The sequence below is a fragment of the Acinetobacter pragensis genome (assembly GCF_001605895.1).
Classification (GTDB): Bacteria; Pseudomonadota; Gammaproteobacteria; order Pseudomonadales; family Moraxellaceae; genus Acinetobacter; species Acinetobacter pragensis.
On sequence record NZ_LUAW01000011.1, the window covers coordinates 15,378 to 39,763 of the forward strand.

Annotated in this window: 22 protein-coding genes; 11 read left to right on the top strand and 11 right to left on the bottom strand. The window is 45.9% G+C overall.

All coding sequences use genetic code 11. From position 1 onward, the window contains the following. Positions 1-105 precede the first annotated feature (105 nt). From AZH43_RS02430 to AZH43_RS02465, 8 genes are all read left to right on the top strand, one after another. Positions 106-1,212: an ImmA/IrrE family metallo-endopeptidase gene (locus AZH43_RS02430; protein WP_067666271.1), complete on the top strand. Its 1,107-nt coding sequence runs from the start codon at positions 106-108 to the stop codon at positions 1,210-1,212. Further along, entirely contained in the window at positions 1,205-1,711 is a 507-nt protein-coding gene (locus AZH43_RS02435; protein ID WP_067666274.1) for a DUF4411 family protein, read from the top strand. The genes AZH43_RS02430 and AZH43_RS02435 overlap by 8 nt, the downstream gene beginning before the upstream one ends. Before the next feature lie 207 nt (positions 1,712-1,918). Then, positions 1,919-2,923, top strand: a complete 1,005-nt coding sequence (locus tag AZH43_RS02440; RefSeq protein WP_067666276.1) for a Fic family protein — start codon at positions 1,919-1,921, stop codon at positions 2,921-2,923. Positions 2,924-3,081: 158 nt separating this feature from the next. Beyond that, complete coding sequence (locus tag AZH43_RS02445) at positions 3,082-4,671, top strand: peptide chain release factor 3 (RefSeq protein WP_067666278.1); 1,590 nt, start codon at positions 3,082-3,084, stop codon at positions 4,669-4,671. 95 nt (positions 4,672-4,766) lie between these two features. Continuing rightward, positions 4,767-5,591 carry a hypothetical protein gene (locus AZH43_RS02450; protein WP_067666281.1) on the top strand — a complete coding sequence of 275 codons (825 nt, stop codon included), beginning with the start codon at positions 4,767-4,769 and terminating at the stop codon, positions 5,589-5,591. Positions 5,592-5,646: 55 nt separating this feature from the next. Then, positions 5,647-6,594: an RsiV family protein gene (locus AZH43_RS02455; protein ID WP_067666282.1), complete on the top strand. Its 948-nt coding sequence runs from the start codon at positions 5,647-5,649 to the stop codon at positions 6,592-6,594. Further along, the gene (locus AZH43_RS02460) at positions 6,594-7,421 is read left to right on the top strand and encodes a TatD family hydrolase (protein ID WP_067666284.1); all 828 of its coding nucleotides are present in this window, start codon (positions 6,594-6,596) and stop codon (positions 7,419-7,421) included. Before AZH43_RS02455 ends, AZH43_RS02460 begins: the two co-directional genes overlap by 1 nt. Before the next feature lie 102 nt (positions 7,422-7,523). Further along, on the top strand, positions 7,524-8,330 hold the full coding sequence (locus AZH43_RS02465) for an enoyl-ACP reductase FabI (RefSeq protein ID WP_067666286.1): 807 nt from the start codon (positions 7,524-7,526) through the stop codon (positions 8,328-8,330). A gap of 151 nt (positions 8,331-8,481) precedes the next feature. On the opposite strand, the gene secB is transcribed toward AZH43_RS02465, so the two are convergent. The 4 genes from secB to rsgA form a co-directional block, all read right to left on the bottom strand. Further along, the gene (gene secB, locus AZH43_RS02470; RefSeq protein ID WP_067666288.1) at positions 8,482-8,940 is read right to left on the bottom strand and encodes a protein-export chaperone SecB; all 459 of its coding nucleotides are present in this window, start codon (positions 8,938-8,940) and stop codon (positions 8,482-8,484) included. 40 nt (positions 8,941-8,980) lie between these two features. After that, a complete protein-coding gene (grxC, locus tag AZH43_RS02475) occupies positions 8,981-9,235 on the bottom strand; it encodes a glutaredoxin 3 (protein WP_067666290.1) in 255 nt (84 codons plus the stop codon). Positions 9,236-9,254: 19 nt separating this feature from the next. Then, on the bottom strand, positions 9,255-9,662 hold the full coding sequence (locus tag AZH43_RS02480; protein ID WP_067666291.1) for a rhodanese-like domain-containing protein: 408 nt from the start codon (positions 9,660-9,662) through the stop codon (positions 9,255-9,257). A 94-nt stretch (positions 9,663-9,756) separates the two neighbouring features. Next, the gene (rsgA, locus tag AZH43_RS02485; protein ID WP_067666294.1) at positions 9,757-10,815 is read right to left on the bottom strand and encodes a ribosome small subunit-dependent GTPase A; all 1,059 of its coding nucleotides are present in this window, start codon (positions 10,813-10,815) and stop codon (positions 9,757-9,759) included. Positions 10,816-10,939: 124 nt separating this feature from the next. On the opposite strand from rsgA, the gene orn reads away from it, so the two are divergent. The 3 genes from orn (at position 10,940) to AZH43_RS02500 (ending at position 14,307) form a co-directional block, all read left to right on the top strand. Next, positions 10,940-11,497 carry an oligoribonuclease gene (gene orn, locus AZH43_RS02490; protein WP_067666296.1) on the top strand — a complete coding sequence of 186 codons (558 nt, stop codon included), beginning with the start codon at positions 10,940-10,942 and terminating at the stop codon, positions 11,495-11,497. Positions 11,498-11,624: 127 nt separating this feature from the next. Then, on the top strand, positions 11,625-12,395 hold the full coding sequence (locus AZH43_RS02495) for a tRNA threonylcarbamoyladenosine dehydratase (RefSeq protein ID WP_067666298.1): 771 nt from the start codon (positions 11,625-11,627) through the stop codon (positions 12,393-12,395). 112 nt (positions 12,396-12,507) lie between these two features. Next, positions 12,508-14,307 carry a tetratricopeptide repeat protein gene (locus AZH43_RS02500; protein WP_067666300.1) on the top strand — a complete coding sequence of 600 codons (1,800 nt, stop codon included), beginning with the start codon at positions 12,508-12,510 and terminating at the stop codon, positions 14,305-14,307. 170 nt (positions 14,308-14,477) lie between these two features. Here the strand turns inward: AZH43_RS02500 and AZH43_RS02505 are convergent, their stop codons facing one another. The 7 genes from AZH43_RS02505 to AZH43_RS02535 all read right to left on the bottom strand — a co-directional run bounded on the left by AZH43_RS02505 (position 14,478) and on the right by AZH43_RS02535 (position 24,241). Beyond that, the gene (locus tag AZH43_RS02505; protein WP_067666302.1) at positions 14,478-15,893 is read right to left on the bottom strand and encodes an efflux transporter outer membrane subunit; all 1,416 of its coding nucleotides are present in this window, start codon (positions 15,891-15,893) and stop codon (positions 14,478-14,480) included. Between the two features lie 10 nt (positions 15,894-15,903). Then, positions 15,904-17,883: a MacB family efflux pump subunit gene (locus tag AZH43_RS02510; protein ID WP_067666305.1), complete on the bottom strand. Its 1,980-nt coding sequence runs from the start codon at positions 17,881-17,883 to the stop codon at positions 15,904-15,906. A gap of 2 nt (positions 17,884-17,885) precedes the next feature. Beyond that, the gene (locus tag AZH43_RS02515; protein ID WP_067666308.1) at positions 17,886-19,223 is read right to left on the bottom strand and encodes a MacA family efflux pump subunit; all 1,338 of its coding nucleotides are present in this window, start codon (positions 19,221-19,223) and stop codon (positions 17,886-17,888) included. A 117-nt stretch (positions 19,224-19,340) separates the two neighbouring features. After that, positions 19,341-20,330: a DNA polymerase III subunit delta gene (gene holA, locus AZH43_RS02520; protein ID WP_067666310.1), complete on the bottom strand. Its 990-nt coding sequence runs from the start codon at positions 20,328-20,330 to the stop codon at positions 19,341-19,343. 14 nt (positions 20,331-20,344) lie between these two features. Beyond that, a complete protein-coding gene (locus AZH43_RS02525) occupies positions 20,345-20,890 on the bottom strand; it encodes an LPS-assembly lipoprotein LptE (protein WP_067666311.1) in 546 nt (181 codons plus the stop codon). 260 nt (positions 20,891-21,150) lie between these two features. Beyond that, positions 21,151-23,772: a leucine--tRNA ligase gene (leuS, locus tag AZH43_RS02530; RefSeq protein WP_067666312.1), complete on the bottom strand. Its 2,622-nt coding sequence runs from the start codon at positions 23,770-23,772 to the stop codon at positions 21,151-21,153. Between the two features lie 121 nt (positions 23,773-23,893). Continuing rightward, positions 23,894-24,241, bottom strand: a complete 348-nt coding sequence (locus AZH43_RS02535) for a DUF4124 domain-containing protein (protein WP_067666313.1) — start codon at positions 24,239-24,241, stop codon at positions 23,894-23,896. Between the last annotated feature and the right edge of the window lie 145 nt (positions 24,242-24,386).

Genomic DNA, 24,386 nt, shown 5'->3' on the forward strand with positions numbered 1-24,386 from the left:
CACGTCAAATTGTGCCGTGCTGTTATGAATGTTTATAGACAGTATTGCACAGTTAATTTATGTTAGCATAAGACAAGGTCAAATGGGCATAGAGGAGGGAATGTAATGTCAATGCGTATCGACACTAACACATTGAATTATTATGTTCAAAATGCCCAAATTTCTTTGAGTGTTTTAAGAACCAAAATTAATAATTTAGATGAAATTTTAAGTGGAGAAAAACAGCCAACTTTTAATCAGTTATCTGAAATAGCAAAAAAAATAAATGTTCCAACAGGTCTCTTATTACTAAATAAAACTATTGATATTGACATCAAACGATTGGACTTTAGGACACTTGAGTCTGATTCAATCGATGAAGCAAGTGAAGAGTTAAGAGATACGATTGCAGAAATGGAAGTCAAGCAGGAATTTTTGAAGAATGAAATTACTGACAATTTAGATTTTGTGGGTCAATTTTCTATTGATTCCAACTTTCTAGAGGTGGCTCAAAAAATACGTAATAAGCTAGAAATTCCTTTGTTTTTTCAGAATCAAGCTGATAATCCATTAAATTATCTACGTGATAAGATTAATGATATAGGTGTATTTGTTTTTTTTAATGGAAAAGTGAAAGACAATACACATAGGCCTCTTAGTGTGAAGGAATTCCGAGGTTTTGTATTACTTGATCATAAAGCACCTATAATTTTTATTAATCAAAAGGATACTAAGACTGGTCAACTTTTTACGTTAGTACATGAGTTAGTGCATATTTTTGTAGGTACTGAAGAAATATTTAATATTGTAGATACTGGTAATTATCAATTTGATCGAACTGAAGCGTTTATAAATAAAGTAACAGCAGAAATTTTAGTTCCCCAAAAGGTTTTCTTAGAGTTTAATTCAACTGATAGTAATTTTTTAGCTAGAAAATTTAAAGTCAGTGAATTTGTAATTGTTAGAAGGTTATTAGACTTAAATAAGATCACACGTGAAGAATACCTGAATCGGACTATAGACCTAAAGGAAAACCTTGAGCGTTTTTTACCAAGTGAATCTAATGGTGGAAGTTATACAAATAATATTAGATTTAGAGTCGATAATAGATTTTTCAGATATGTAATGAATGCAGTAAATCATGATCGTATTTCTTATACAGATGCATTTAATATTGTAGGTGTTGGTTTTAAAGGATATAAAATTTTGATGAATAGAGGTGGCAATGACTAAATATTTATTGGACACTAATATTTATATCAATTTTTATGAAAGATATTATCAATTTGATTTCTTCCCAAGTTTTTGGGAGAAAATTAAAGTCATCATCAATTCACAAGTAGTACTTCCAGATATTGTAGTTAATGAACATTATCAAGATGAACGTTTTAAAAAATGGCTTGAAGATAACTTTACAGGCGCCTCTTGTAGATATAAAGATTATGCTGATTTATGGGGTGAAGTTATTCAACATATTGCAACTCATGATTGTTATAGTGAAAAAGCTTTAACAAATGACAAAAGTTGGACACGTGAAAAAATAGCTGATGGCTGGTTGGTTGCTATAGCAAAAAAAGATAATTTAGTAATTGTAACAAGTGAAACTAAGAATTTTAATTTAAATAAAAACCAACCAACACAAAGTCCTAAAGTTCCTGATATTGCTAATGATCTTGGTATTCGCTGTATAGACATGAACACTTTTTTTCAAGAGATTGGTTTGAAAATTTAGAGATAATAGACTTCTTGCTTTAGTCAAAATTTAAACAGCCTAAAGCTACATTTAATAAGGTTTTAGCCAGTTCAAAAATTAGGTAAACGATACTTTCGCAAGAGGTCTAATATTTCTATAATTTATTTATAACCAGTCAATTGAATTTGAATATTTTAAAAATAGGTTTTAATTAATTTGAAAGCTATAAGCTTAGTTGAATAAATAATGAAATACCAACCGCCTTATACCATCACCTCAAAAATCATTCATCTGATTGCACAGATTAGTGAGAATATAGGGCGTTTGACTGTTTTAGAGGAAATTCAGGATAGATTACAACTGCGAAAAGCCAATCGTATACGTACTATTCAAGGTTCACTTGCAATTGAAGGGAACACTTTAAGTACGGAACAGATCACGGCGATTCTAAATGGTAAGACCGTAATTGCACCTCCAAAAGAAGTTCAGGAAGTGCGTAATGCGATTAAAGCCTATGAAGCCTTTCAGCAGTGGCAACCAAGTCAAGAGTCGGACTTACTACAAGCTCATCAAATTTTAATGACAGGCTTGATTGATGAAGTTGGTCAGTATCGTCATGGTGGTGTCGGTGTAATGTCAGGTGATCGAGTGGTGCATATGGCTCCGCCTACAAATCAAATTAATCGACTGATGGTTGACTTACTTGATTGGTTAAATGATAGCGAAGTGCATCCTCTTATACAAAGTTCAGTATTTCACTATGAGTTTGAATTCATTCATCCATTTGCGGATGGCAATGGTCGCATGGGAAGGCTATGGCAAACTTTAATATTAAGCAGATGGAATCCAATCTTTGCTAATATTCCTGTTGAGAGTTTGATCTATCAAAATCAAAAAGCCTACTATGAGGCTTTGCAAGCAAGTACAGACCGAACAGATTCAGCTCCATTTATAGAATTCATCTTACAGATGATTTTAGATGCAATTCTTAGTTCAACTGATACCGCTCAAGATAGCGGTCATGTTACCGCTCAAGTTAACGTACAAGTTAGCGACCAAGTTCAGCGTTTACTTTCGGTAATGAAGCAAGAAGATTATACTTTAGCTGAATTGATGCAATTGGTTGGATTAACGCATCGAGCAACGTTCCAAAAGAATTACTTGAATCCTGCAATAGAAGCAAATTTGATTGAACGTACCATTCCTGATAAACCGAAAAGTCCGAAGCAAAGATATAGATTAAAAAGATAAAAATACTTTCAATTGTGGATAAATCAAGACATATCCGCAATCAGTAAAATCCTATTTAAATCTGCTACAATTACGCCAATTTTGAATTCCCACTTTTTCAGTTTTAGTACATATTTAGAAATGTGTACATAACTGTGTACATATTGTAGATTTTTCTCATGTTTAAAGATCAATTAGCTAGAGAGGTAAAGGCTCGTAGAACCTTTGCTATTATTTCCCACCCCGATGCCGGTAAAACCACCATGACAGAAAAACTGCTGTTATGGGGACAGGCCATTCAGGTTGCGGGCATGGTGAAAAGCCGCAAGTCAGACCGCGCCGCGACTTCGGACTGGATGGAAATGGAAAAAGAGCGCGGTATTTCCATCACCACGTCAGTCATGCAGTTTCCGTTCAAAGACAAAATGATCAACCTGCTGGACACTCCGGGGCATGAAGACTTCTCTGAAGATACTTACCGGACTTTGACAGCCGTTGACTCGGCCTTGATGGTGATTGACGGCGCAAAAGGCGTCGAAGACCGTACTGTGAAATTGATGGAAGTCTGCCGCATGCGCGACACGCCAATCATTTCATTTGTGAACAAAATGGACCGTGAAATCCGTGAGCCTTTAGAGCTTTTGGATGAAATTGAAAATGTTCTGAAAATTAAATGTGTGCCATTGACTTGGCCATTGGGTACAGGCCGTGATTTTGCGGGGGTATTCAATTTAATTGAAGAAAAATTCTACGTATATAAAGCCGGTTTCGGTTCAACCATTACAGAAATTGAAGTGCGTGACGGCTACGATTATCCAGATTTGCGTGAAAAAGTCGGCGAGCTGGCATGGGCGGCCTTTGAAGAATCTTTGGAATTGGTGCAAATGGCGAATGAGCCGCTGAACCGTGAAGATTTCTTGGCAGGCCGTCAAACGCCTGTGCTGTTTGGTACAGCCTTAGGCAACTTTGGGGTAGACCATGTGCTGGATGCATTTTCTAATTATGCGCCGCCGCCTAAAGCGCATCCGACTGAAGTGCGCAATGTCGAAGCGACTGAAGAAGGCTTCACAGGTTTTGTTTTTAAAATTCAAGCCAATATGGACCCGAAACACCGTGACCGGATTGCCTTTATGCGTATCTGTTCGGGCAAATATGAAAAAGGCCTGAAAATGAAGCATGTGCGTTTAGATAAAGATGTACGCATCAGCGATGCATTAACGTTTCTGGCGGGTGACCGTCAGCATTTGGAAGAAGCATGGCCGGGCGACATTATTGGCTTGCACAACCATGGCACAATTCAAATTGGCGATACCTTTACTTCGGGTGAAACGCTGCATTTCACCGGTATTCCGCACTTTGCGCCAGAAATGTTCCGCCGTGTACGCTTAAAGGATCCGCTGAAATCCAAACAGCTGCAAAAAGGTCTGAAAGAGCTTTCAGAAGAAGGCGCAACACAGGTCTTTATGCCGCAGCACAACAATGATCTGATTGTCGGTGCAGTCGGCGTGCTGCAGTTTGAAGTGGTGGCGTACCGCTTGAAAGAAGAATATAAAGTTGACTGTGTTTACGAGCCTGTAAACATTAATACAGTGCGCTGGGTATCGTGCGATGATGAGAAAAAATTCAACGAATTTAAGAAAAAAGCGCATGATCAGCTGTCTGTTGACGGCGGCGGCCATTTGACTTATCTGGCGCCGAGCCGTGTGAACTTGCAGCTGATGCAGGAACGCTATCCAGATATTCAGTTCCGCAACACCCGCGAGCACTAAGTCTCCGATCGAACATAAAAACAAAACAGCTTCACATGAAGCTGTTTTGTTTTGTGATAGATTGACATCAATTTAAACCTCCAATTATAAGCATCATGAATATCATCAAGGACGCGGTCATTATTTCAATGCTTGGCATGAGCCTGCTGCTGAGCGCCTGTGATGATTCTAAAAAACCGCAGCAGCCTGAGGCAGAAAAAAAAGCATCGGTATTTGACGCTGAAAAATCAGATGTCTTGCCCTATTTGAATATTCAGGAACAGCCCGCAAAAGTGGCGCTGCCTTTTTGTGAAAATAAGAACTGTATCGATTTGAATATTCAGACCGTGCAAACTGCGGATCCTTGGCTGAATACATGGATTGAGCGCAATCAGGCGCTGGTGGTGCAAGATCAGATCAAGCAGAAGCAAAGCATGAGCCTGCAGCAGGCCATCAATGCGTATGTAAAAAAATCCGATGCTTGGCAGGATGAATTCAAAACCAATCAGCCTTATGCATTGACCATGTATACCCGTATTCCATATCAGCGCAATCAGTATGTGCTGCTGCAGGTCGGCGTAGATACAGCGCAGGAAAATATCAAAGTCAAAGACCGCCACTACTTTTTTGTTGCAGACCGCCGTACGCAGAAAAGTTTAGCCTTGCTGGATATTGTCGATGCGCAGCAGCAGGCCAAAATGAATGGGATTGTGCAGGCGGCTTACGCCAAATGGCTGAAAGAGCAGGATGCTGCTGTGCGCCAATCTGCACCCAAGAAACTTTACTGGGGGCAGGCCGACTGGTTTTTTGATCAGGAAGGTGTAGGGCTGCATTACCGTACGCATGAAATTGTCAAAGATGGTGCGCAGCTGGATATTTACTTAACAAAACAACAAACACAGCAGGTCTTGAAAGATGCTGTATATCGGCTTATGTTCTAAGAATAAGGCATTGAATTTTCAAGTAGATCAGCCAAAGTAAGGAACAGGTAGATTCATGTTTAAGCATAAAAATATTTGTATGATGAGTGTTTTGGCCTCTGCAGTTGCGCTGAGCGCTTGCCAGCCGCAAAAGGCTGAGCCGCAGCCTGAGCAGGAAAAGCCTAAAGCTGAGGCGCCGGATCAAAGCATGAAATTGATTGGCGATTCGGAAGAACTCAGCCTAAGCATCCCGAATTGCGACGGCAACAGCTGCCCTGAAATTACGATTGAGCGTCTAAATACCAATCAACAGTTTATCGACAGCTTTATTGATGATGAAATTTTGAAACAGCTGGGCCAAATTTTATCTGTAGAACCGGCTCAGGACAGAATGCAAGCGGCGGGCAGTGAAGCGGCCGCGGCCTCAGATGCTAAATCTGAGCTGGCGCAGGTGGAAACCCCTAAGATTAAACTGGAAAAACAGACTGCGCCGTATATGCAGGCGTTTATTAAGCTGGATAAAGAGCTGAAAGACTTAAACTCAGCGCAGAAAATCAGCCTAATGATTAAACCGAAAATCTTAAATGCTGAATTGCCGCTGGCGACAGTGGTATTGAACAGCAGCAGCTATTTGGGCGGCGCGCATGGCTCATCCGCACAGCAATATTATAATTTTGATCTTAAAGCCAAGAAGCTGGTAAAGCTGGATGAAATTATTGAGCCTAAACAAAAAGCCGCGCTGGACGCGAAAGCGCATGAGGCTTTTAAAGTTTGGGTGATGGATTCAAAACTGGCGGACAGCGTTCAAGAATATGAACAGGCTTGGAAGTTCAAGCGGTCAGACAACTATTACCTAGGTAAAGACGGCTTGATTCTGCAATATGCAGAATATGAAATCGGACCCTATGTCGTCGGCTTGCCGCGCTTGACGATTCCTTATGAGCAGCTGAAAGGGATATTAAAGCCGCAGTATTTCCCAGCAGCGGGAACCCAGCCTGCATCTGAAGCTAAAGCCGCATCCTAATGAGCAAGCTGCCGGCGCTGTTTGATACGCATACGCATTTTGATGTCCCTGATTTTGATCCGGATCGGGAAGCGCTGGCGCAAGCGGCTAAACAGGCCGGGGTAGAAGGGCTGGTGCTGATTGGTTTTGTACAGGCGCGCTTTGCAGATTTGATTCAAACCCATCATTTTTTAAATGGCCTGCAGCATGCGCCGCAAAGCTATTTGGCGCCAGGGCTGCATCCATTTTACATTGAACAGCATCAAGACAGCCATTTACAGGATTTAGAGCAGATTTTGCAGCAAGAAAACTGTGCGGCTATTGGTGAAATAGGATTAGATACTTTTTTGCCGCAGCATAAACTGTCCGATGCCTTAGCTAAGCAGCAGCGCTTTTTTAGCGCCCAGCTGCAGCTGGCGCAGCAATATCAGAAACCTGTGCTGCTGCATATCCGCAAGTCGCATGCAGATACGCTGAAAACTTTAAAAGAACAGCGTTTCAGTTTGGGCGGCATTGCGCATGCATTCAGCGGCGGGGTCGAAGAAGCCAAGGCTTTTGCGAAGCTTGGATTTAAAATTGGCGTGACCGGTCAGATTACCAATCCGAATGCAAAAAAACTGCATGCTGTGGTGCAGGCGCTTGGTGCGGATCATTTGGTGCTGGAAACGGATTGCCCCGATATGACGCCGCTGTGCTGCCAGCACAGCGCTGAACAGCGTACCCGCAATACGCCTGTGAATTTGCCTTATGTGCTGCAAGGCTTGGCAAAAAGCCTCAATCTGGATGAACAGCAGCTGGCAGCGAAGCTGTGGCAAAACTCCCTGGATGCTTTAAATCTGAATGCTTAAAACGGCGCATTTTTGAATTGCTGTAAAAAAGGCGCATTATGCAATTTCTAAAATGCTTTAGACTTGGCATTATGCAATTAAATTTTATCGAGTGAGATTCACATGGCACAAGGACTATTGGCGGGTAAACGCTTTTTAATTGCCGGTATTGCAAGCAAGTTATCCATTGCATTCGGTATTGCTCAAGCATTGCACCGCGAAGGCGCTGAATTGGCATTTACTTATCCGAATGAAAAACTAAAAAAACGTGTCGATGATTTTGCTGGACAATTCGGTTCAACTTTAGTTTTTCCTTGTGATGTGGCGGTCGATGCAGAAATTGATACTGCGTTTGCAGAATTGGCTAAACATTGGGATGGTCTTGACGGCGTTGTGCATTCAATCGGTTTTGCACCAGCGCATACGCTAGATGGAGACTTCACTGAAATTACTGACCGTGAAGGCTTTAAAATTGCACATGACATCAGCGCCTACAGCTTTATCGCTATGGCGCGCGCAGCGAAGCCTTTATTAGCGGCGCGTCAAGGCTGCTTGCTGACTTTGACTTATCAAGGTTCAGAACGCGTCATGCCAAATTACAACGTTATGGGTATGGCCAAAGCTTCTTTAGAGGCTGGCGTACGCTATTTAGCATCGAGCTTGGGCGCAGAAGGCATCCGTGTAAATGCGATCTCTGCCGGTCCAATCCGTACATTGGCGGCGTCAGGCATTAAATCTTTCCGTAAAATGCTGGACTTGAATGAAAAAGTTGCGCCGCTGAAACGCAACGTGACCATTGAAGACGTCGGCAATGCGGCGCTGTTCCTGTGCTCACCTTGGGCAAACGGCATTACAGGTGAAATCATGTATGTGGATGCAGGTTTCAATACTGTCGGCATGAGCGCAGACTTGATGCTGGATGCCGAGTAAGAATTAGCTCTTCCCTTTTTAAAGAGAGGCTGGGAGGGATTGTTCTTCAGCTGAATCAAATCCCCCTCATTTCCCCTTTAATAAGGGGGGAGATAAAAGGCAATAAAAAAGACCGCAATCGCGGTCTTTTTTATGGCTGGAAGCTAAGCGGTTAAGCTTGGCCTTCAGCTGCAGCAACTTGAGCGCGTTCTAAATTCGCTTCAAATTCTGCATCAAAGTTGATTGGTGTCAAAAGCAATTGCGGGAAGCTGCCTTTAGTGACCATGTCATTCACAGCTTCACGCAGGAATGGGAACAGGATGTTCGGGCAGTAAGCGCCAAGAATGTACGGAAGGCGTTCTTCTTCTACAGCATCAATCAAGAAAATACCTGACTGAGTGACATCAACGATAAATGCAGTATCGCCTGCATTATTCGCTTGAACCACAACTTTTAAAGCCACTTCAAAGTGAGTCGGGTCAATTTTTTCAGCAGAAGATGACAGGTTAATGTTCAGTTCCGGCTGCCATTCTTTGGTAAATACTTGAGCCCCAGGCACTTCAAAAGAAATATCTTTAGTATAAATGCGCTCTAACGCCAGTTGCGGTTGAACTTGTTGTTCTTCACTCATTCTGTAATCCTTAATATGAAGATGTGATGTTATCTGGCGGTTAAGCCAGTAATCCGTCGAGTTTGCCTTCACGTTCTAATGCGTAAAGCTGATCAAAACCGCCAATAAATTGTTCACCAATAAAAATTTGCGGCACAGTGCGGTGGTTGGTGCGCTGCATCAATTCCACGCGTACTTCAGGCGATTCGTTAGATAAATTAATTTCTTTGTATGCCACGCCTTTGCGCTCAAGGAGCTGCTTTGCACGAATGCAGTATGGACAAACAGTAGTAGAATAAATCGTTACTTCAGCCATTTAAAATTTCCTCAAACAATTATTTAGCTTTCACCAATGGCAGGCCTTGCGCTTTCCAGTTGCTGATGCCGCCATCTAAGCGGTAGGCATCGGCATGGCCAACTTGCTGCAAAGCTGAACCTGCAACTTGACCTAAGTTGCAGACAAATACTAAGGGGCGGTCAGAAGTTTTTAATTCTTCCAAATGCTTTGTAATTTGGCTGTAAGGGATGTTGCGGCTGCCGCTGATGTGGCCTTCGCGGAAATCTTTCGCATCACGCAAATCAATCAGCATGGCATTTTTGGCTTTAACCAGAATCCCCAAAGACTGCGGTGAAATTTTGCGGCCATTGCGCTGGCCTTCTAAAAGGAAGAACAGCACCACTAATACAGCGAGTGTGCCAAATAGGAAGGGGTGATTCCCCATAAATTCGAACCAACGTTCCACAAGTCACCTAATCACAATTCAAAAACTGCCCAGAGTATAGCTGATAAATATGGTGATCAAAATCACCGCTTCAAGGGTTAGTACGGAATTAAAACTAATTTTTTTGCTGCGCTTCCGCAATTTCATCAATTAAACGCAAATAGCTTTCTAGGCGGCGCGGCAAAATTTCACCTTTTGAGGCGGCTTCACGCAGCGCGCACTGCTTTTCATGCTTATGGGTACAATTGCGGAATTGGCAGTAGCCCACTAAATTGGCAATTTCGGTAAAGCCGTTCTGGACGCTCTCTGTGGTTAAGTGCCACAAGCCAAATTCACGGATGCCAGGAGAGTCGATCAGCGCAGAATTTTCACCAAAAGCGATTAAGCGGGTGGAGGTAGTGGTGTGCTGACCTAAGGCTGAGTTCTCTGAAATAATATTGGTTTTTTGAGCGGCCTCGGGAACAATGGTATTGATCAGTGAGCTTTTACCAACCCCGGATTGACCGACAAAAGCTACGGTTTCGCCGGACAGGCGCTGAGACAATGCAGAGACATCTCCAGAGGACTGTGTTTGCATGACTTCATAGCCGAGGTTCTTATATTCCTGCACAATGTCCAGAATCGGATCATTTTCTTTGACCAGATCCATTTTGTTCAATACCAGCAGCGCTGGAATATCGGCATCAGCGCAGGCGACTAAATAGCGGTCAATCAGGCTGGGCGCAACTTCAGGAAAAGACGCAAAAACAATCACAATCAGGCTGACATTGGCCGCCACAGGTTTGACTTTGTGGTAACGGTCAGGACGGGTCAGTAAAGATTGGCGCGGATGAATCGCTGTGATAATGCCAAGGCCCGTATTCGGATCGGCTTGCCATTTCACGCGGTCACCGGTCACCAGCGCTTCTAAATTGGTGCGGGTATGGCAGCGCCAAACGCTGCCCAGTTCAATCGGCTTCCAGAAGGGTTCCGGTTCTCCTGCAGAAACAGCCGGTTTTTCAGGATGCACGTCAGGCGTTGATAAGGCTTGAACTTCCAGCTGCCGGCCATAATGCTGAACAACCAAGCCTTCAAGATCATTCGAGGTATCGATTTCTTCCTGACGCGACTTCTGCTGTTTTTGAATGCGGCGCTGCTGCTGCTCGGTGAGGCGGCGCTTACGAATTAAAGCCATTCATATCCTAAAAAAACCATGAAATCTAGAAGGCAAAAATAGCATGAAGCGGGGGCTATTTACAGCGCAGGGTCAAGAAATTTGCTACTATAGCAGTTTTACAGCCTAATAAGATTGCACATTTATGAGCAGCACACCGGACACCCGCCTGATTTGGATTGACCTTGAAATGACAGGTCTGGACACCGATAACGATCAGATTATTGAAATTGCGACGATTGTAACCGATGACAACCTCAATATTTTGGCGGAAGGCCCAGTGCTGGCGATCCATCAGTCACCTTTGATTCTCAATGCGATGGATGAGTGGAATACCCGTCAGCATGGTCAGTCTGGCTTAATTGAACGTGTACGCCGCAGCAAATTGACGGCACAGGATGCAGAACAGCAGACCATCGAATTCTTAAAAAAATGGGTCAATCCAAAAGTGTCGCCAATGTGCGGCAACTCAATTTGCCAAGACCGCCGCTTTATGCACCGTTTGATGCCTGAATTGGAACAGTTCTTCCATTATCGGAATTTAGATGTGTCGAGCGTTAAAGAATTGGCAAAGCGCTGGCGCCCTGAAATTATGAGCGGCTTGAAGAAAAATGCGTCACATTTAGCGATGGATGATATCCGTGATTCCATTGCGGAACTGAAGTATTACCGTGAATACTTCTTTATTATGAATAAAGATTGATTTTAAACGTGAAGAAAGAGGCCGAGCGCCTCTTTTTTTATGCATAGGCTTTTGAAATGCGCAGCTACATTTGAGTGCCGAATTTGCTAAAATAGCAGATTGTCCAGATTTAAGATTTAGCTGAAACATGACTGATTTGCTCCAAAATGATGAATATGAACGCCGCTTTGCTGGCGCTGCCAAAATTTATGGAGAAGACAGTTTTCAGCATTATGAAAACAGCCATGTCATGGTCATCGGCATTGGCGGTGTCGGTTCTTGGGCGGTTGAAGCGCTGGCGCGTACCGGTGTGGGGGAGTTAACCTTGGTGGATATGGATGTGGTGGCCGCATCCAATATTAACCGGCAATTGCCAGCCATGACTTCGACACTGGGCATGGAAAAAATTGAAGTGATGGCAGAGCGCTGCCGTTCCATCAACCCGCGCATCAAAATTAATTTGATTGATGATTATCTAACGCCGGAAAATATCAAAGAGCTGCTGGCTGGCGCGCCAGACTTGATTTTAGACTGCATTGATGATGTCAAAGCCAAACTCGCGCTGATGCTGCATTGCCGTTTCAATAAAATTCCGCTGATTGTGTCGGGCGGCGCCGGGGGGAAGCTGGATCCGCTCAAAATCAGAGTGGCGGATTTGTCCAGAACTGAACAAGACCCAATGCTGGCAAAACTTCGTACGCAATTGCGCAGCAAAGGCATCTGTAAAAAACCGAAAGAAAAATTCGGCATTACCTGTGTTTATTCTATTGATAATCCGTTCTCCAGCGCAGAGGTTTGCTCAAGCGCAGGCTTGCGCTGCGGCGGGTACGGCTCAGCTGTCGTGGTGACGTCCAGCTTCGCTATGGTGGCGGTGTCTGAAGTGCTGAAAAAATTAGATGCAAAATATGCAAAACTTTGAAGCAGCGCGCATTCTATAACAAACTAAAGCGCCAATTACGGTGCTTTTTTTTTCTGCTGGAATTAGAATGGCTAGCAGTATTTAAAATAAAAATTAACCGTATGGGGCGGCTATGTGGTTTTTCTTAATATTCATCTTGGGGATTGGCGCACTGGCGTTTTGGATGTGGAAACGTCCGGATCCAGTAACGCGTGATCAGGCGAAAGCCGTACATAGCGATTTGTGGCTGGAACAGGCCGATGCGCAGATGAAATATGCTGCGCGTTTATGCGCAGACCCGGTTCAGCCCGATTATGAGCGCGCTTATCAGCTGTACAGCCAGCTTGCGAAGCAGTTTGAATTGCCGCAGGCTTATATGCAAATGGGGTTGATGCATATGCATGGGCAGGGCAGAACACCTGATATGCAAAGCGGTATCGGCCTGCTGGAAAAGGCCTTTCATTTAGGCGGCGATGAAGCCGCATTTCAGCTGGGGCAGGTTTATGAGCAGCAGCATGATGCTGAAAAAGCCTTGTATTGGTACCGCCATGCAATTGCCCGCGGTAATTTAGATGCACAATACCGTATTGCAGAACTTGCGCCTGAAGATCCGCAAACGGCGGTCCTGCAGAAATTTAAACTTTTAAAGCAAAATGCCGAGGCAGGCCATGCTGGGTCGCAATATCAATTGGCGCAATATTATCTGACTGATGCAGAGCATCAGGATTTAAGCTTAGGAATGCATTATTTGTTCCAAGCGGCTCATCAGGACCATTTGAAAGCCAATCAGGACATTGCGCAGTATTACCAGCAGGGCGGAATTTTGGCGAAAGATCCGCACAAAGCGCTGCAATTTACCAAGCGCTGCCTGCTGCTGGGAGATACGCACGGATTGGCGGATTATCAGCTGGCCGTTCTGAGGGGAACCATTGATACGGATCAGCGCCAGCGGATTTATCATGAACTTCTGGATCAGGCCAAAGTGCATAAAAACGCGCAAGCCAAAGCTATTTTAGGAACTGCGCATTTTCATGGCTGGTATGTCGATCATCAGGAAACCTTAGGTTTCCGGTTCTGGTCAGAAGCGGCGAATGAAGGCAATGCCTTTGCCTTGCGCCAGATTGCAGCGCTGTATTTTGAGCATTACTTGGTGGCGGATGACCCTGTAAAAGCGTTTGAACTGTATGAATATGCTGAGCAGCTGGAGCCGCATGCCAATAATGTATTCGGCATGGGACTCTGCTATTTCACAGGCCGCGGCGTACAGAAAGATGCAGCAAAGGCGCAGCAGCTGATTCAGGCGGCAGCCCAGCAGACTTGGCAGATCAAGGTTCAGGCCGAGCCCGATATTCTGTATGTCTTGGGTTTATTTTATAGTCAGCCCGCCTATCCTTTGCCTGCACATGACCAAGCATTATTTTATTTGACTGCAGCCGCTGAACAAGGGCATGCCGCGGCGCAATTTTATTTATACCGAATTTATGCCGGCTGTATTTTTACAGATGTGAAAGACCATGATCGCGCTCAAGCTTATTTGCGGCAGGCGGCCGATTCAGGGCATGCCGAAGCTCAATCCACGCTGGCTCAAGCGCTGTTGGGGCAAAATCCGCAGCAGGCGCTTCAGTATTTACAGGCCTCAGCTGGTCAAGGCGATATGGCTGCGCTATATCAATTGGGCGAATTGCATGAACACGGAAAATTTGTCCCGCAGGATATGCAGCGCGCCTTTGCTTTTTATCAGCAGGCGGCGGATAAGCTGAACCCGGAGGCCTATGTGCAGCTCGCGCATATGTATACCTATGGTTTAGGCGTTGAGCGCAATCTTAATATTGCGCGCAGCTGGCTGGAGAAAGGCAGTCTGATGGGGCACGCAAAAAGTATTGAGCGTTTAGCGGACATCGATGATTATTTAGAACAGCGGACTGCGTTTTAGTCTTAAAAGCAGCATCGAGCCGGAATTCAAGTTCCGGTTTTATTTTGCTGATTTTTTAGCAGTGCATAAACAGTGAATATGCCTTTATGGTTTATATGGGTAATGGGATGATCAGGCCTTATGCTGAAAAAATAAAAAGCCCGAAAGGGCTTTTTATTTTAATTAGGCGCTTAAGGCAGCTGCTTAATTGGGCTGCCGCCTAGAGCCTGCATTAAGGTCACATAGGCATTGTACTGGCTTTGTTTGGTCTGAACCAAGGACAGGCGGGCATCCCGCGTAGTCTTCTGGGCATCAATTAAATTTTTCAATGCCACAGCGCCATTGCGGTAACGCACCTCGGTCAAGCGTTCAGTCTTTTCCGCCAGCTGTACATTGCGTTCTTGAAAGGCCGCTTGCTTGTCTATTTCATTGCGTGCAGACAAGGCATTTTCAACATCGGCAAAAGCCTGATACAGCGTCTGGCGGTACTGAATGATTGATTTCTCATACTCCAGTTCATTGACCTTTAAATCACGCTTCATGTCATTCCACTGTAAAAATGGCAAAGACAAGCCTGCACCTAAAATTGCGGCAGGATTGGACAGCACTTCAGTGAGCGACGTGCTTGAGCCGCCTGTGCTGAAACTGCCCGTTAAGCTGACCGAAGGGTAGTAGCTGGCTTTGTTGGCATCCTTGGTGGCTAAGGCTTTGCGTAAACGCAGCTCAGACGCCTTTAAGTCAGGACGGCGCGACAGCAGATCCGCAGGCAGGCCGGCCGCAATATTGGGCATAGCAGTGCGCGGTAAATGCTGCGGTTCAGCAATATTCAGCTGCTGTACAGGCTGCTGCAGCAATACCGCCAAAGCTGTCCGTGTTTCTACTTTTTGCTGTTGAATTTGGCTTAATGTCGCTTTTTGGCTTTGCACCGCTTGCTCGGCAGAGGTCAAGTCCAAACCGGAAACTGCACCCGCTTTATATTGCACGCGGACCAGCTCATAGGTTTTTTGAGTGCTGGCCAAGTTTTGCTGTGCAACGGCAAGCTGTTCATTTAAATAGCCCAGTTGCCAATACAGATTTGCTGTGGTGGCAATTAAACTTTGCGCCGTGGCTTGCAAATCCTGCTCAGAGGCCAAGGCTTCCCAGCGGGATGCTTCAGTTTGATTGGCCAATTTTCCAAACAAATCGAGTTCATAGCTGAGGCCAGGATAATTTAAAGAAATTCCGTCGGATGAATTGCCATCGCCATCTAAACTGAAACGATGACCGACAGATGCGCCCGCTGTGCCAATTCGAATCCCTTGCTGGCTTTGACTTTGTTTTGCCTGTATGCGGGCTTGCTGCAGATTGATCCCTGCAACAGCTAGGTCAGTATTGGCGGCAAGCACCTGATTGACCAGCTGGTTGAGCTGGGCATCATTAAACAGCGTCCACCACTGATCCGCATAGGCGTCTGCATGGATCTTCTGAGCGGATTCTTTGCTGTTTTGGAAGCTGCCCGGCATATTCACCGCAGGCTGTTCATAAGGCGTTTTAACCATGGCTGCACAGCCGGCTAATGTGCTGCTGAGAACCAAGGCGCTTGCAAGCTTCGTTAAATTCAATTGCATATTTATTTCCTTATTCTCTAGACAGAGCATCGACAGGATTCAGCTGCGCGGCGTTGCGTGCAGGAATAAATCCGAATACGATGCCGATCATGCTTGAGCAGACAAAGGCTGCGACAATCGATGTGGTTGAGTACGCCATCTGGAAGGTATCGCCAGCAAAATGACTGATAATTTGTCCAATGCCTAAGGACAGCAGGACGCCTAATATGCCGCCCAAAATGCAGACCAGAACCGCTTCAATCAGGAATTGCTGCAGAATGTCGCTTTGGCGTGCGCCAACCGCCATCCGTACCCCAATTTCCTGCGTACGCTCTGTGACAGACACCAGCATGATATTCATCACTCCAATCCCGCCGACCACCAGTGAGATGACTGCAATAGCCGACACCAGCAGCGTCATGGTTTGCGTAGTTTGCTGAATGGTTTCACGGATGCTGTCAGAGTTCTGTGTAAACACGTCTTGCGCGCCGTGGCGCTGCACCAGCAGATTCAATATGGCATTTTCAGCGGCTGCGCTTGGATATTCATCTTTCACCCGCACAATAATGCTGCGTACATTTGACTGCCCCAGCATGCGGCTCATGACGGTTGAGTAAGGCAGATAGACATTCAGGCTGTCATTGCCGCCCATCATGCCGGTTTGCGCTTCTACTACGCCGATAATGCGGCTTGGGACGCTGCCCAGCAAAATCACTTGCCCGACAGGATTGGTTCCGTCGCTGAAAAAGGTCTTTTTGGTATTGTCATCAATCACAACGTCTTGAGATTGCTCAGTAACGCTTTCCTGATCAAAGGGCTGACCCGAAGCAAAGGTCAAGCCTTTCACATAGAAATAATCTGCGCTGACGCCATTGACCGTTGCAGAGGCTTCGGTATCTTTAAAACGCGCAGTGACACTGCTGCTGACAGTTGGGCTGACGCCGTCTACATACGGCTGTTCGGACAGGGCGGTGGCATCGGCCGGAATCAAGGTTTTGACTTGCGCAGAGCGTGAGTTGTCACCGAAGCCCCGGCCCTGATAAACCGTAATGGTATTGGTGCCGAGGCTGCTGATATTTTCTAAAATCTGCTTCTGCGAGCCATTGCCCAGCGCCACAACCGAGACCACTGACGCAATGCCGATAATAATGCCCAGCATGGTCAGGAAAGTACGCATGCGGTGCGCATTCATAGCCAAAAGCGCCATGCGGAAGGCTTCATTCAAGCGGTCAACTGCAGAGCGCCATGCCGGCGTTCTTTTTTTTATGGCAGGCTGAAGCTGCTGCTGTTCTAGAGGCGCTTCATCCGTTTCAGGCACATTCGGCAGGTCTGAAATAATGTTGCCGTCACTGATCTCAATAATGCGGGTCGCATTTTTAGCCACATTGTGATCGTGCGTGACCAAAATAATGGTATGGCCTTTGGCGTTCAGCTCGCGCAGAATGCGCATCACTTCAATACCGCTGTTTTTGTCCAATGCGCCTGTCGGTTCATCGGCCAAAATCACATCGCCGCCATTCATCAGCGCACGCGCAATAGAGACCCGCTGCTGCTGACCGCCTGACAGCTGGCTAGGGCGGTTTTGGGTTTTGTCACCCAGCCCTAAGTCGGTCAGCAAGTCTTTGGCGCGCTGCTGGCGTTCAGTCGTATCTACACCTGCATAAATTGCAGGCACTTCTACGTTGCCGGCCGCGTTTAAATCACCAAGAAGATGATAGCGCTGGAAAATAAAGCCAAAATATTCACGGCGTAACTGCGCCAATTCATCGGGTTCAAGCTGGCGGGTTTCACGGCCTTTAACTTTATAGCTGCCGTTGGACGGTTGATCCAGACAGCCTAAAATATTCATTAAGGTCGATTTTCCCGAGCCGGACTGGCCGACAATCGCCACTAATTCACCAGGATAAATTTCTAAATTTATGCCTTTTAAGATTTGAACCGTGCTTTCACCTGCGGGAAATTCACGAGTCAGATCTTTGACCTCAAGCAGAGGCTGCTGATGTTGACTCATGATTACATTCTCATTGGGCCGGCGTTACGGTTATTGCTGCGTTTTGCAGAATCATTGCTGGTGTCTGAACCATCAGCAATCACCACTTTTTCACCTTGCTTCAGGCCTTTCAGCACCTGTGCGGTAACACGGTTGTTCAAGCCAATCAGCACCGGCTGCGGTTTAGCTGAACCATCGGCCTGCACAACACGAACCATTCCAATAGAGGCTTTGCCTTGCTGGATTAAAGACTTTTCAGCATCAGACAGTTCTAAGCGTTTCGGGCGGTTGGCTTTTGCCGGATCATTGCTGGCCGCTTGACTGGCTGCGCCGTCAGTGCTGGCGCTACTTTTATTTTTACGCTCTGGACGGTTGGATGCTTGAATCGCCGCAGCTGGAATGGTCAGCGCATTTTTCGCATCATCTAAAATGATATAGACCTGTGCAGTCATATCAATACGCAGTTTGCCGTCTTCATTCGGAACATCAAACAAAGCGTTGTAGTACACCGCCGTGCTGGAAGATGACGTTGAGCTGGTGGTCGAATCGGTGTTGATTGAAGACGGCGCCGGCTCAACTTGGCGCAAGGTCGCGTAATGCTTAGTCTCGCTGTCGCCTAGGGTCGTAAAGTAAACCCGCTGGCCTTTTTCCACTTTCATAACATCGGCTTCTGAAATTTCAGCTTTGATGGTCATGTCATCTAATTTTGCCAATTTAACAATGGTTGGCGCGCTTTGGTTGGCGTTAACGGTTTGACCTTCTTCAGTCACAATGGCAACAATTGTGCCATCCATCGGCGCAATAATTTGGGTATAGCCTAAATCTTCTTTGGCTGTCGCTAAGGTCAGGCGGGACTGCTCGATTTGCGCATTGATGGCATCAATTTCAGCCTGTGCCGTTTTAAAGCTGGCCAGCGCAGATTCCAATTCAGCGCGTGAGGTTGCATCTTGCGCATACATGGCCTTTTGACGGTTATATTCGGCTTCAACTTTCGCTAAGTTGGCGATTTTAACCTCAAGCTGCGCCTGCTGGTTTTTAATGCTGGCTTCCGCCGTTTTCAAGTCATTTTCTTGACGGACAGAATCAATCTGCGCAATCAATTGCCCTTGTTTGACTTGATCCCCCAGTTTTACATTCATTTTTTTAACCTGACCCGATACCTGTGCGCCGACACTGACCATCTTGGTCGCCTCCAGCACACCTGTCGCCAGTACAGAGTTTTCTAAATCACCGCGGGAAACTTCCGCTGTGATGAGTTGCGGCTGTTCCTGTTTCGGTTTGAAAAAATACCAAGCCGTCAGTGCAACAGCCAGTGTGCAGACTACAGCAAGCATAATCTTTGTCGGTTTTATTTTTGGCATAATCGTATGGGTATCAAGGCATAATGTTTTTAATTATAAATTCTAAATACGGATAAATCGTGAAGTTTTTATACAAAAATAAATGATTACTATTTTTATTTAAAGCAGGCCTTGGGTTCAGGCCTGAAATAGGGTTTTACCGCAAAGGCTGGCAATGGCTTGCTGCACAAGATGTTCCGGATTTTCATCCCCCAAGCCTTTGATGGAGGCATCAATGCGCAGCAGCAGGGCAGGCCAAGTTAAGAAAACGTTGGCATCTAAGCGGCGCAGCGCCTGCTGATACAGGCTGATTTTATTTTTCCAAATGCCCAGCTGCAATGCATTTTGCGGCTGTTCAAACAGCGCCATCAGCAGACGCATATCTTTGCTGAGGCTCCATAAAATCAGCGACATGGGTTCGCCTGAGGCAATTAAATATTGAAAGATTTTAATGGACTGCGCTAAGTCGCCCTGCAGCAAAGCATCATTCATGTCATAGGTGGTATAGCGTGACTGGTCCTGCAGGCAGGAATACAGATGATCAATCTGAATGATGTCGACATCTGAAAATGTATCGCTGACACGCATCAGGCTGTTTTTAGCTGCCAGCAGGTTGTGCTCGTGATGCTGCTCCAGCCATTTCCACGCGTCATTTGCCAGCTTAATGCCCAGTTTTTGTGCTTCGACAGCTAAAATTTGCTGACGGTCTTTGGGATAATTGGCGGTCAACGCAACATTCACGCCATTGGCATCAATGACCTGAAAAAAAGCAGTTTTCAGGCTGCTGGCATCTTGCTTGGGCATGACCACCAGCAGCAGATTTTCTTCATTGTGCTGCAAATAGCTTTTCAGCTCTTTTAAGCCATTGGTATCCGGCTTAATGCTGCCATGCACTTCAATTGCCAGCTGGCTGGAAAAAAGCGACAGGCTGTTGAGCGCATTGAAGACAGTTTTCCAGTCACTGACACTGCTGATGTCATAGCGCTGACGTTCGATGTTCTGCTTTTGCCAGCTGGCGCGGAATGCGTCGATCAGGTTTTGCTCTAAGAGCGGTTCTTGACCATGCAGCACCCATGCGCCGCGGGCTTCATCTACACGTTTTAGGGCTTGCAGGTAATCGAGTTTCATAACTGCAGTTCAGCTTATTCTGCTGCTGGGGCGGCAGCAGGCGCTGCAGTGCGGTGAATCGCCAGCGGCAAGCGGTTAGATGAAATCTGTCGGGCAATCTGCTGCGCCACATCATCAATAATCACTTTTTTCAGATATGTCTGTTCTTGATCGTCAGTGTTGACTGTGGCGACATCATATTGATACGTACGGGTCGCCATCACCGTGCGCGGTTCTGTCACCGGATTGCCTTGCGCATCTTCAATACGGAACGTGACATTTAAACGCAGCAGGGTTTCAACCAGCTTGCCGTTAAGTTCCATACGACGCGGGGTATAGTCCAATACACGCAAAGTATAGGCTTGCGCGTCATTATTGACTTTAACGCCAGCCGCCGCTAAATAAATATTCAATTTTTCTTCAAGTTCTTCGGTATCTTTGGGTAAAGACAATTTCATGTTGGCATAAGTGACTGGCGCAACATTCGGGTTGGTGCCTTTTAAGTGGAAGCCGCAGCCTGTCAAGCCTGCACCTAGACCCAAGGTTAATACAATTGCAGCAGCGCGTTGAACCAAATGCATGCGGTATCCTCTGATAGATTTTTCTCAAGCCGAAGCGGGGGTTTGAGATGAATATTGTTTTGTTTAATGCATGAGATTGTAAAGTCAAAGCCCGCTGACTGGCAACGGGCTTTGTTTGGGAATTGTTTAATTCCTCCCGACCTCCCTTTCTTGCGCTTGCTCTAAAGCCGTGCTTTATCTCTTGCTCAGGGAGGAGAATCTCGTTTTTTAATTCAGATCGGAAGTCCCCCTTTCATAAAGAGGGACTTAGGGGGATTAAATTAAACCACCAAATTCACTAACTTATTCGGCACCACAATTTCTTTTTTGGTCGGGCCAGTTAAGAACTGCTGCACTTCCGGCAATGCTTTCGCTTGCGCCAAAATGTCATCTTTAGAGGCATCGACAGACACTTCCAATTTGCCGCGCAGTTTGCCATTAACTTGAACGACAATGGTCTGTGTATTGCGTGTTAATGCCGATTGATCCACAGTTGGGAATAAAACAGCCGTTAAATCAATACCAAACTCAGCCAATAATGTTTGGCTCAAGTGCGGTGCAAATGGCGCAAGCAAAGTCAGAAGCGTAGTGATTGATTCACGTGCAACAGCAACGTCATTGTCATCTTTCGCTTCAAACTTGTTGTTTGCATTCAGCAATTCCATTAATGCAGCAATGGCGGTGTTGAATGCATGACGGCGTTCAATGTCGTCACCCACTTTTTGAATCGTTTCGTGGGTTTTGCGGCGCAAGTCTTGCGCAGCGGTTGAAAGCGCAGCTTTATCGATGTTTGATGCGCTGTTGCCTTTTTCAAGGAAACCCGCTGTTAAACGCCAAACGCGTTTTAAGAAGCGATTTGAACCTTCAACACCGGCATCCGACCATTCAAGTGATTGGTCAGGCGGCGCTGCGAACATCATGAACACACGGGCAGTATCTGCGCCGTATTGGTCAATAATAGACTGCGGGTCAATGCCGTTGTTTTTCGATTTCGACATTTTCTCTTGACCGCCAACAACAACTTCTTGACCGTCCGCTGTATATTTGGCAGAAAGCACGCGGCCTTTTTCGTCTTTTTCAAGCGCGATATCGGCAGGGTTAAACCAAGTTTTCTTGCCTGATTCTGCTTCGCGGTAGAAGGTATCCGCCAGCACCATGCCTTGAGTGAGCAGGTTGGTGAATGGCTCATTGCCTTGCACTACACCTTCATCACGCATCAATTTGTGGAAGAAACGAGCATAAAGCAAATGCAGGATCGCGTGTTCAACACCGCCGATATATTGGTTAACCGGCAGCCAAGTTTGCCCTGCAGCAGGATCAACCAGTCCGCCGGTAAATTCTGGGGATGCATAACGCGCATAGTACCAAGATGATTCAACAAAGGTATCCAGAGTATCTGTTTCTCGGCGTGCATCGCCGCCGCAAGTTGGACAAGCGGTTTGATAGAACTCAGGCATTTTATTCAGCGGATTGCCTGAACCGTCTGGAACAACGTCGGTCGGCAATACAACTGGAAGCTGATCTTCCGGCACAGGAACTTGACCGCACTTTTCACAGTTGATCATTGGAATTGGACAACCCCAATAGCGCTGGCGCGAAACACCCCAGTCACGTAAACGGAATTGAACTTTCGGATTCGCTAATTCTTGAGGCTGTAATTTTGCAAGCATGGCATCATAAGCTTCAGAAATTGTTAAACCATCAAACTCGCCGGAGTTGATCAGTTTGCCTTCTTTCGCGCCATACCAATCCTGCCAGTTTTTGGCATCGTATTCGCCGTCGCCTTCTTTCGCATTGTCGATGACCTGCGTGATTTGAAGGCCGAATTTATTGGCAAATTCAAAGTCACGGTCATCGTGTGCAGGGACGCCCATCACGGCGCCTGAACCATAAGACATCAATACATAGTTGGCAATCCATACAGGCACAGCTTCACCGGTTATAGGGTGTTTGACTGATAAGCCTGTTGCCATGCCTTTTTTCTCAGCAGTGGCCAAATCAGCTTCAGCAACTGAACCCATGCGGCATTCTTCAATAAATGCTGCCAATTCAGGGTTTGTTTCAGCCGCTTTTAGCGCAATAGGGTGTTCTGCCGCAACTGCCACATAACTCACACCCATTAATGTATCCGGGCGAGTGGTATAAACAGTTAAAGCATCGGCATACACTTCAGGGGCAGCCGAAGGGAAGGTAACGTCCATCCCTTGTGAACGGCCAATCCAGTTGCGCTGCATGGTCAATACTTGCTGCGGCCAGCCGTCTTTCAATGTGTCTAAATCGTCCAGCAGCTCTTGCGCATAGTCGGTAATGCGGAAGTAGTACATTGGAATATCACGTTTTTCGACCAATGCGCCAGAACGCCAGCCACGGCCATTTTCGACCTGTTCGTTGGCAAGAACGGTTTGATCGACAGGGTCCCAGTTCACTGTTGAAAGTTTACGGTAGATCAGGCCTTTTTTATAAAGCTGAACAAATAGCCATTGTTCCCAGCGGTAATATTCTGGGGTGCAGGTTGCAAATTCGCGGTCCCAATCGACAGACAGGCCTAATTTTTTTAATTGGTCGCGCATGTAGGCGATATTTTCGAAGGTCCATTTTGCCGGTGCAACTTGATGCGCAATGGCTGCATTTTCCGCAGGCAGGCCAAAAGCATCCCAGCCCATCGGCTGCAGAACAGTTTCACCTTTTAAGCGGTGAAAGCGGCTGATCACGTCGCCAATAGTATAGTTACGCACATGACCCATATGCAGCTTGCCGCTTGGGTAAGGGAACATCGAGAGGATATATCGACGTGGACCTTCAACTTGGTCGGCAACTTTAAAGGCTTTGCGAGTTTCCCAATCCTGCTGGACTGTAGGTTCAATCGCACTGGCTTGATATTCAGGGTCAATGTGAGTAGTCATAAACGTAATATAAGAACAATGGTTAAAAAGTTTGTTGCACAGCATAGCGCAAAATGCACCAAAAAGTGAATTTTGCGTGTGCGAATATGCGGGAATAATATTGATAAAGAAGGGCGGGATTTTATCTTGCCTCAGATCCGCTCTCTTGGCCTTTAAGCAAAGCGCGCTGCGCGTCCTGATTCACCTGTTCATTTTCATCAACAGCTTTTTGGGCTTCCTGCGCAGCTTCCGCCGCAACAGGCTGAGCTTCACCTTGTGAGACAGGCGCCGCTGGAGATGAATTTTTCCAGCCGTAAGTTTCGATTTTACCTTTTTTCTGGGCTGATTTTGGCGGCGGCGCAGCGGTATAGTGGGTTGAGCCGTTCGCATCGACCCATTTATAAAAATTTTGCGCAAAACTGCTTTGTGCCGAGAAAATCAGCGCCAAAGCGGAGATTGCGCTCCCCAATTTTATAGCAGAAATTTTCATGTTGAATTCTTTCCTTTATTTTGTCAAAAAACAGTTTTAGCGTGTGTGCAGCATAAAATTCTGCACTTATTTCAGCCTCGCTGCTATTTATTTTTATCTGAAAATGATCAGGCCGGGCAGCAGTACCTGAGCGGCCTGCAGGCGC

Coding starts and splice junctions, on each gene's coding strand:
- AZH43_RS02430 (WP_067666271.1), top strand. CDS start 106: ATGTCAATGCGTATCGACACTAACACATTGAATTATTATGTTCAAAAT.
- AZH43_RS02435 (WP_067666274.1), top strand. CDS start 1,205: ATGACTAAATATTTATTGGACACTAATATTTATATCAATTTTTATGAA.
- AZH43_RS02440 (WP_067666276.1), top strand. CDS start 1,919: ATGAAATACCAACCGCCTTATACCATCACCTCAAAAATCATTCATCTG.
- AZH43_RS02445 (WP_067666278.1), top strand. CDS start 3,082: ATGTTTAAAGATCAATTAGCTAGAGAGGTAAAGGCTCGTAGAACCTTT.
- AZH43_RS02450 (WP_067666281.1), top strand. CDS start 4,767: ATGAATATCATCAAGGACGCGGTCATTATTTCAATGCTTGGCATGAGC.
- AZH43_RS02455 (WP_067666282.1), top strand. CDS start 5,647: ATGTTTAAGCATAAAAATATTTGTATGATGAGTGTTTTGGCCTCTGCA.
- AZH43_RS02460 (WP_067666284.1), top strand. CDS start 6,594: ATGAGCAAGCTGCCGGCGCTGTTTGATACGCATACGCATTTTGATGTC.
- AZH43_RS02465 (WP_067666286.1), top strand. CDS start 7,524: ATGGCACAAGGACTATTGGCGGGTAAACGCTTTTTAATTGCCGGTATT.
- secB (WP_067666288.1), bottom strand. CDS start 8,940: ATGAGTGAAGAACAACAAGTTCAACCGCAACTGGCGTTAGAGCGCATT.
- grxC (WP_067666290.1), bottom strand. CDS start 9,235: ATGGCTGAAGTAACGATTTATTCTACTACTGTTTGTCCATACTGCATT.
- rsgA (WP_067666294.1), bottom strand. CDS start 10,815: ATGGCTTTAATTCGTAAGCGCCGCCTCACCGAGCAGCAGCAGCGCCGC.
- orn (WP_067666296.1), top strand. CDS start 10,940: ATGAGCAGCACACCGGACACCCGCCTGATTTGGATTGACCTTGAAATG.
- AZH43_RS02495 (WP_067666298.1), top strand. CDS start 11,625: ATGACTGATTTGCTCCAAAATGATGAATATGAACGCCGCTTTGCTGGC.
- AZH43_RS02500 (WP_067666300.1), top strand. CDS start 12,508: ATGTGGTTTTTCTTAATATTCATCTTGGGGATTGGCGCACTGGCGTTT.
- AZH43_RS02505 (WP_067666302.1), bottom strand. CDS start 15,893: ATGCAATTGAATTTAACGAAGCTTGCAAGCGCCTTGGTTCTCAGCAGC.
- AZH43_RS02510 (WP_067666305.1), bottom strand. CDS start 17,883: ATGAGTCAACATCAGCAGCCTCTGCTTGAGGTCAAAGATCTGACTCGT.
- AZH43_RS02515 (WP_067666308.1), bottom strand. CDS start 19,223: ATGCCAAAAATAAAACCGACAAAGATTATGCTTGCTGTAGTCTGCACA.
- holA (WP_067666310.1), bottom strand. CDS start 20,330: ATGAAACTCGATTACCTGCAAGCCCTAAAACGTGTAGATGAAGCCCGC.
- AZH43_RS02525 (WP_067666311.1), bottom strand. CDS start 20,890: ATGCATTTGGTTCAACGCGCTGCTGCAATTGTATTAACCTTGGGTCTA.
- leuS (WP_067666312.1), bottom strand. CDS start 23,772: ATGACTACTCACATTGACCCTGAATATCAAGCCAGTGCGATTGAACCT.
- AZH43_RS02535 (WP_067666313.1), bottom strand. CDS start 24,241: ATGAAAATTTCTGCTATAAAATTGGGGAGCGCAATCTCCGCTTTGGCG.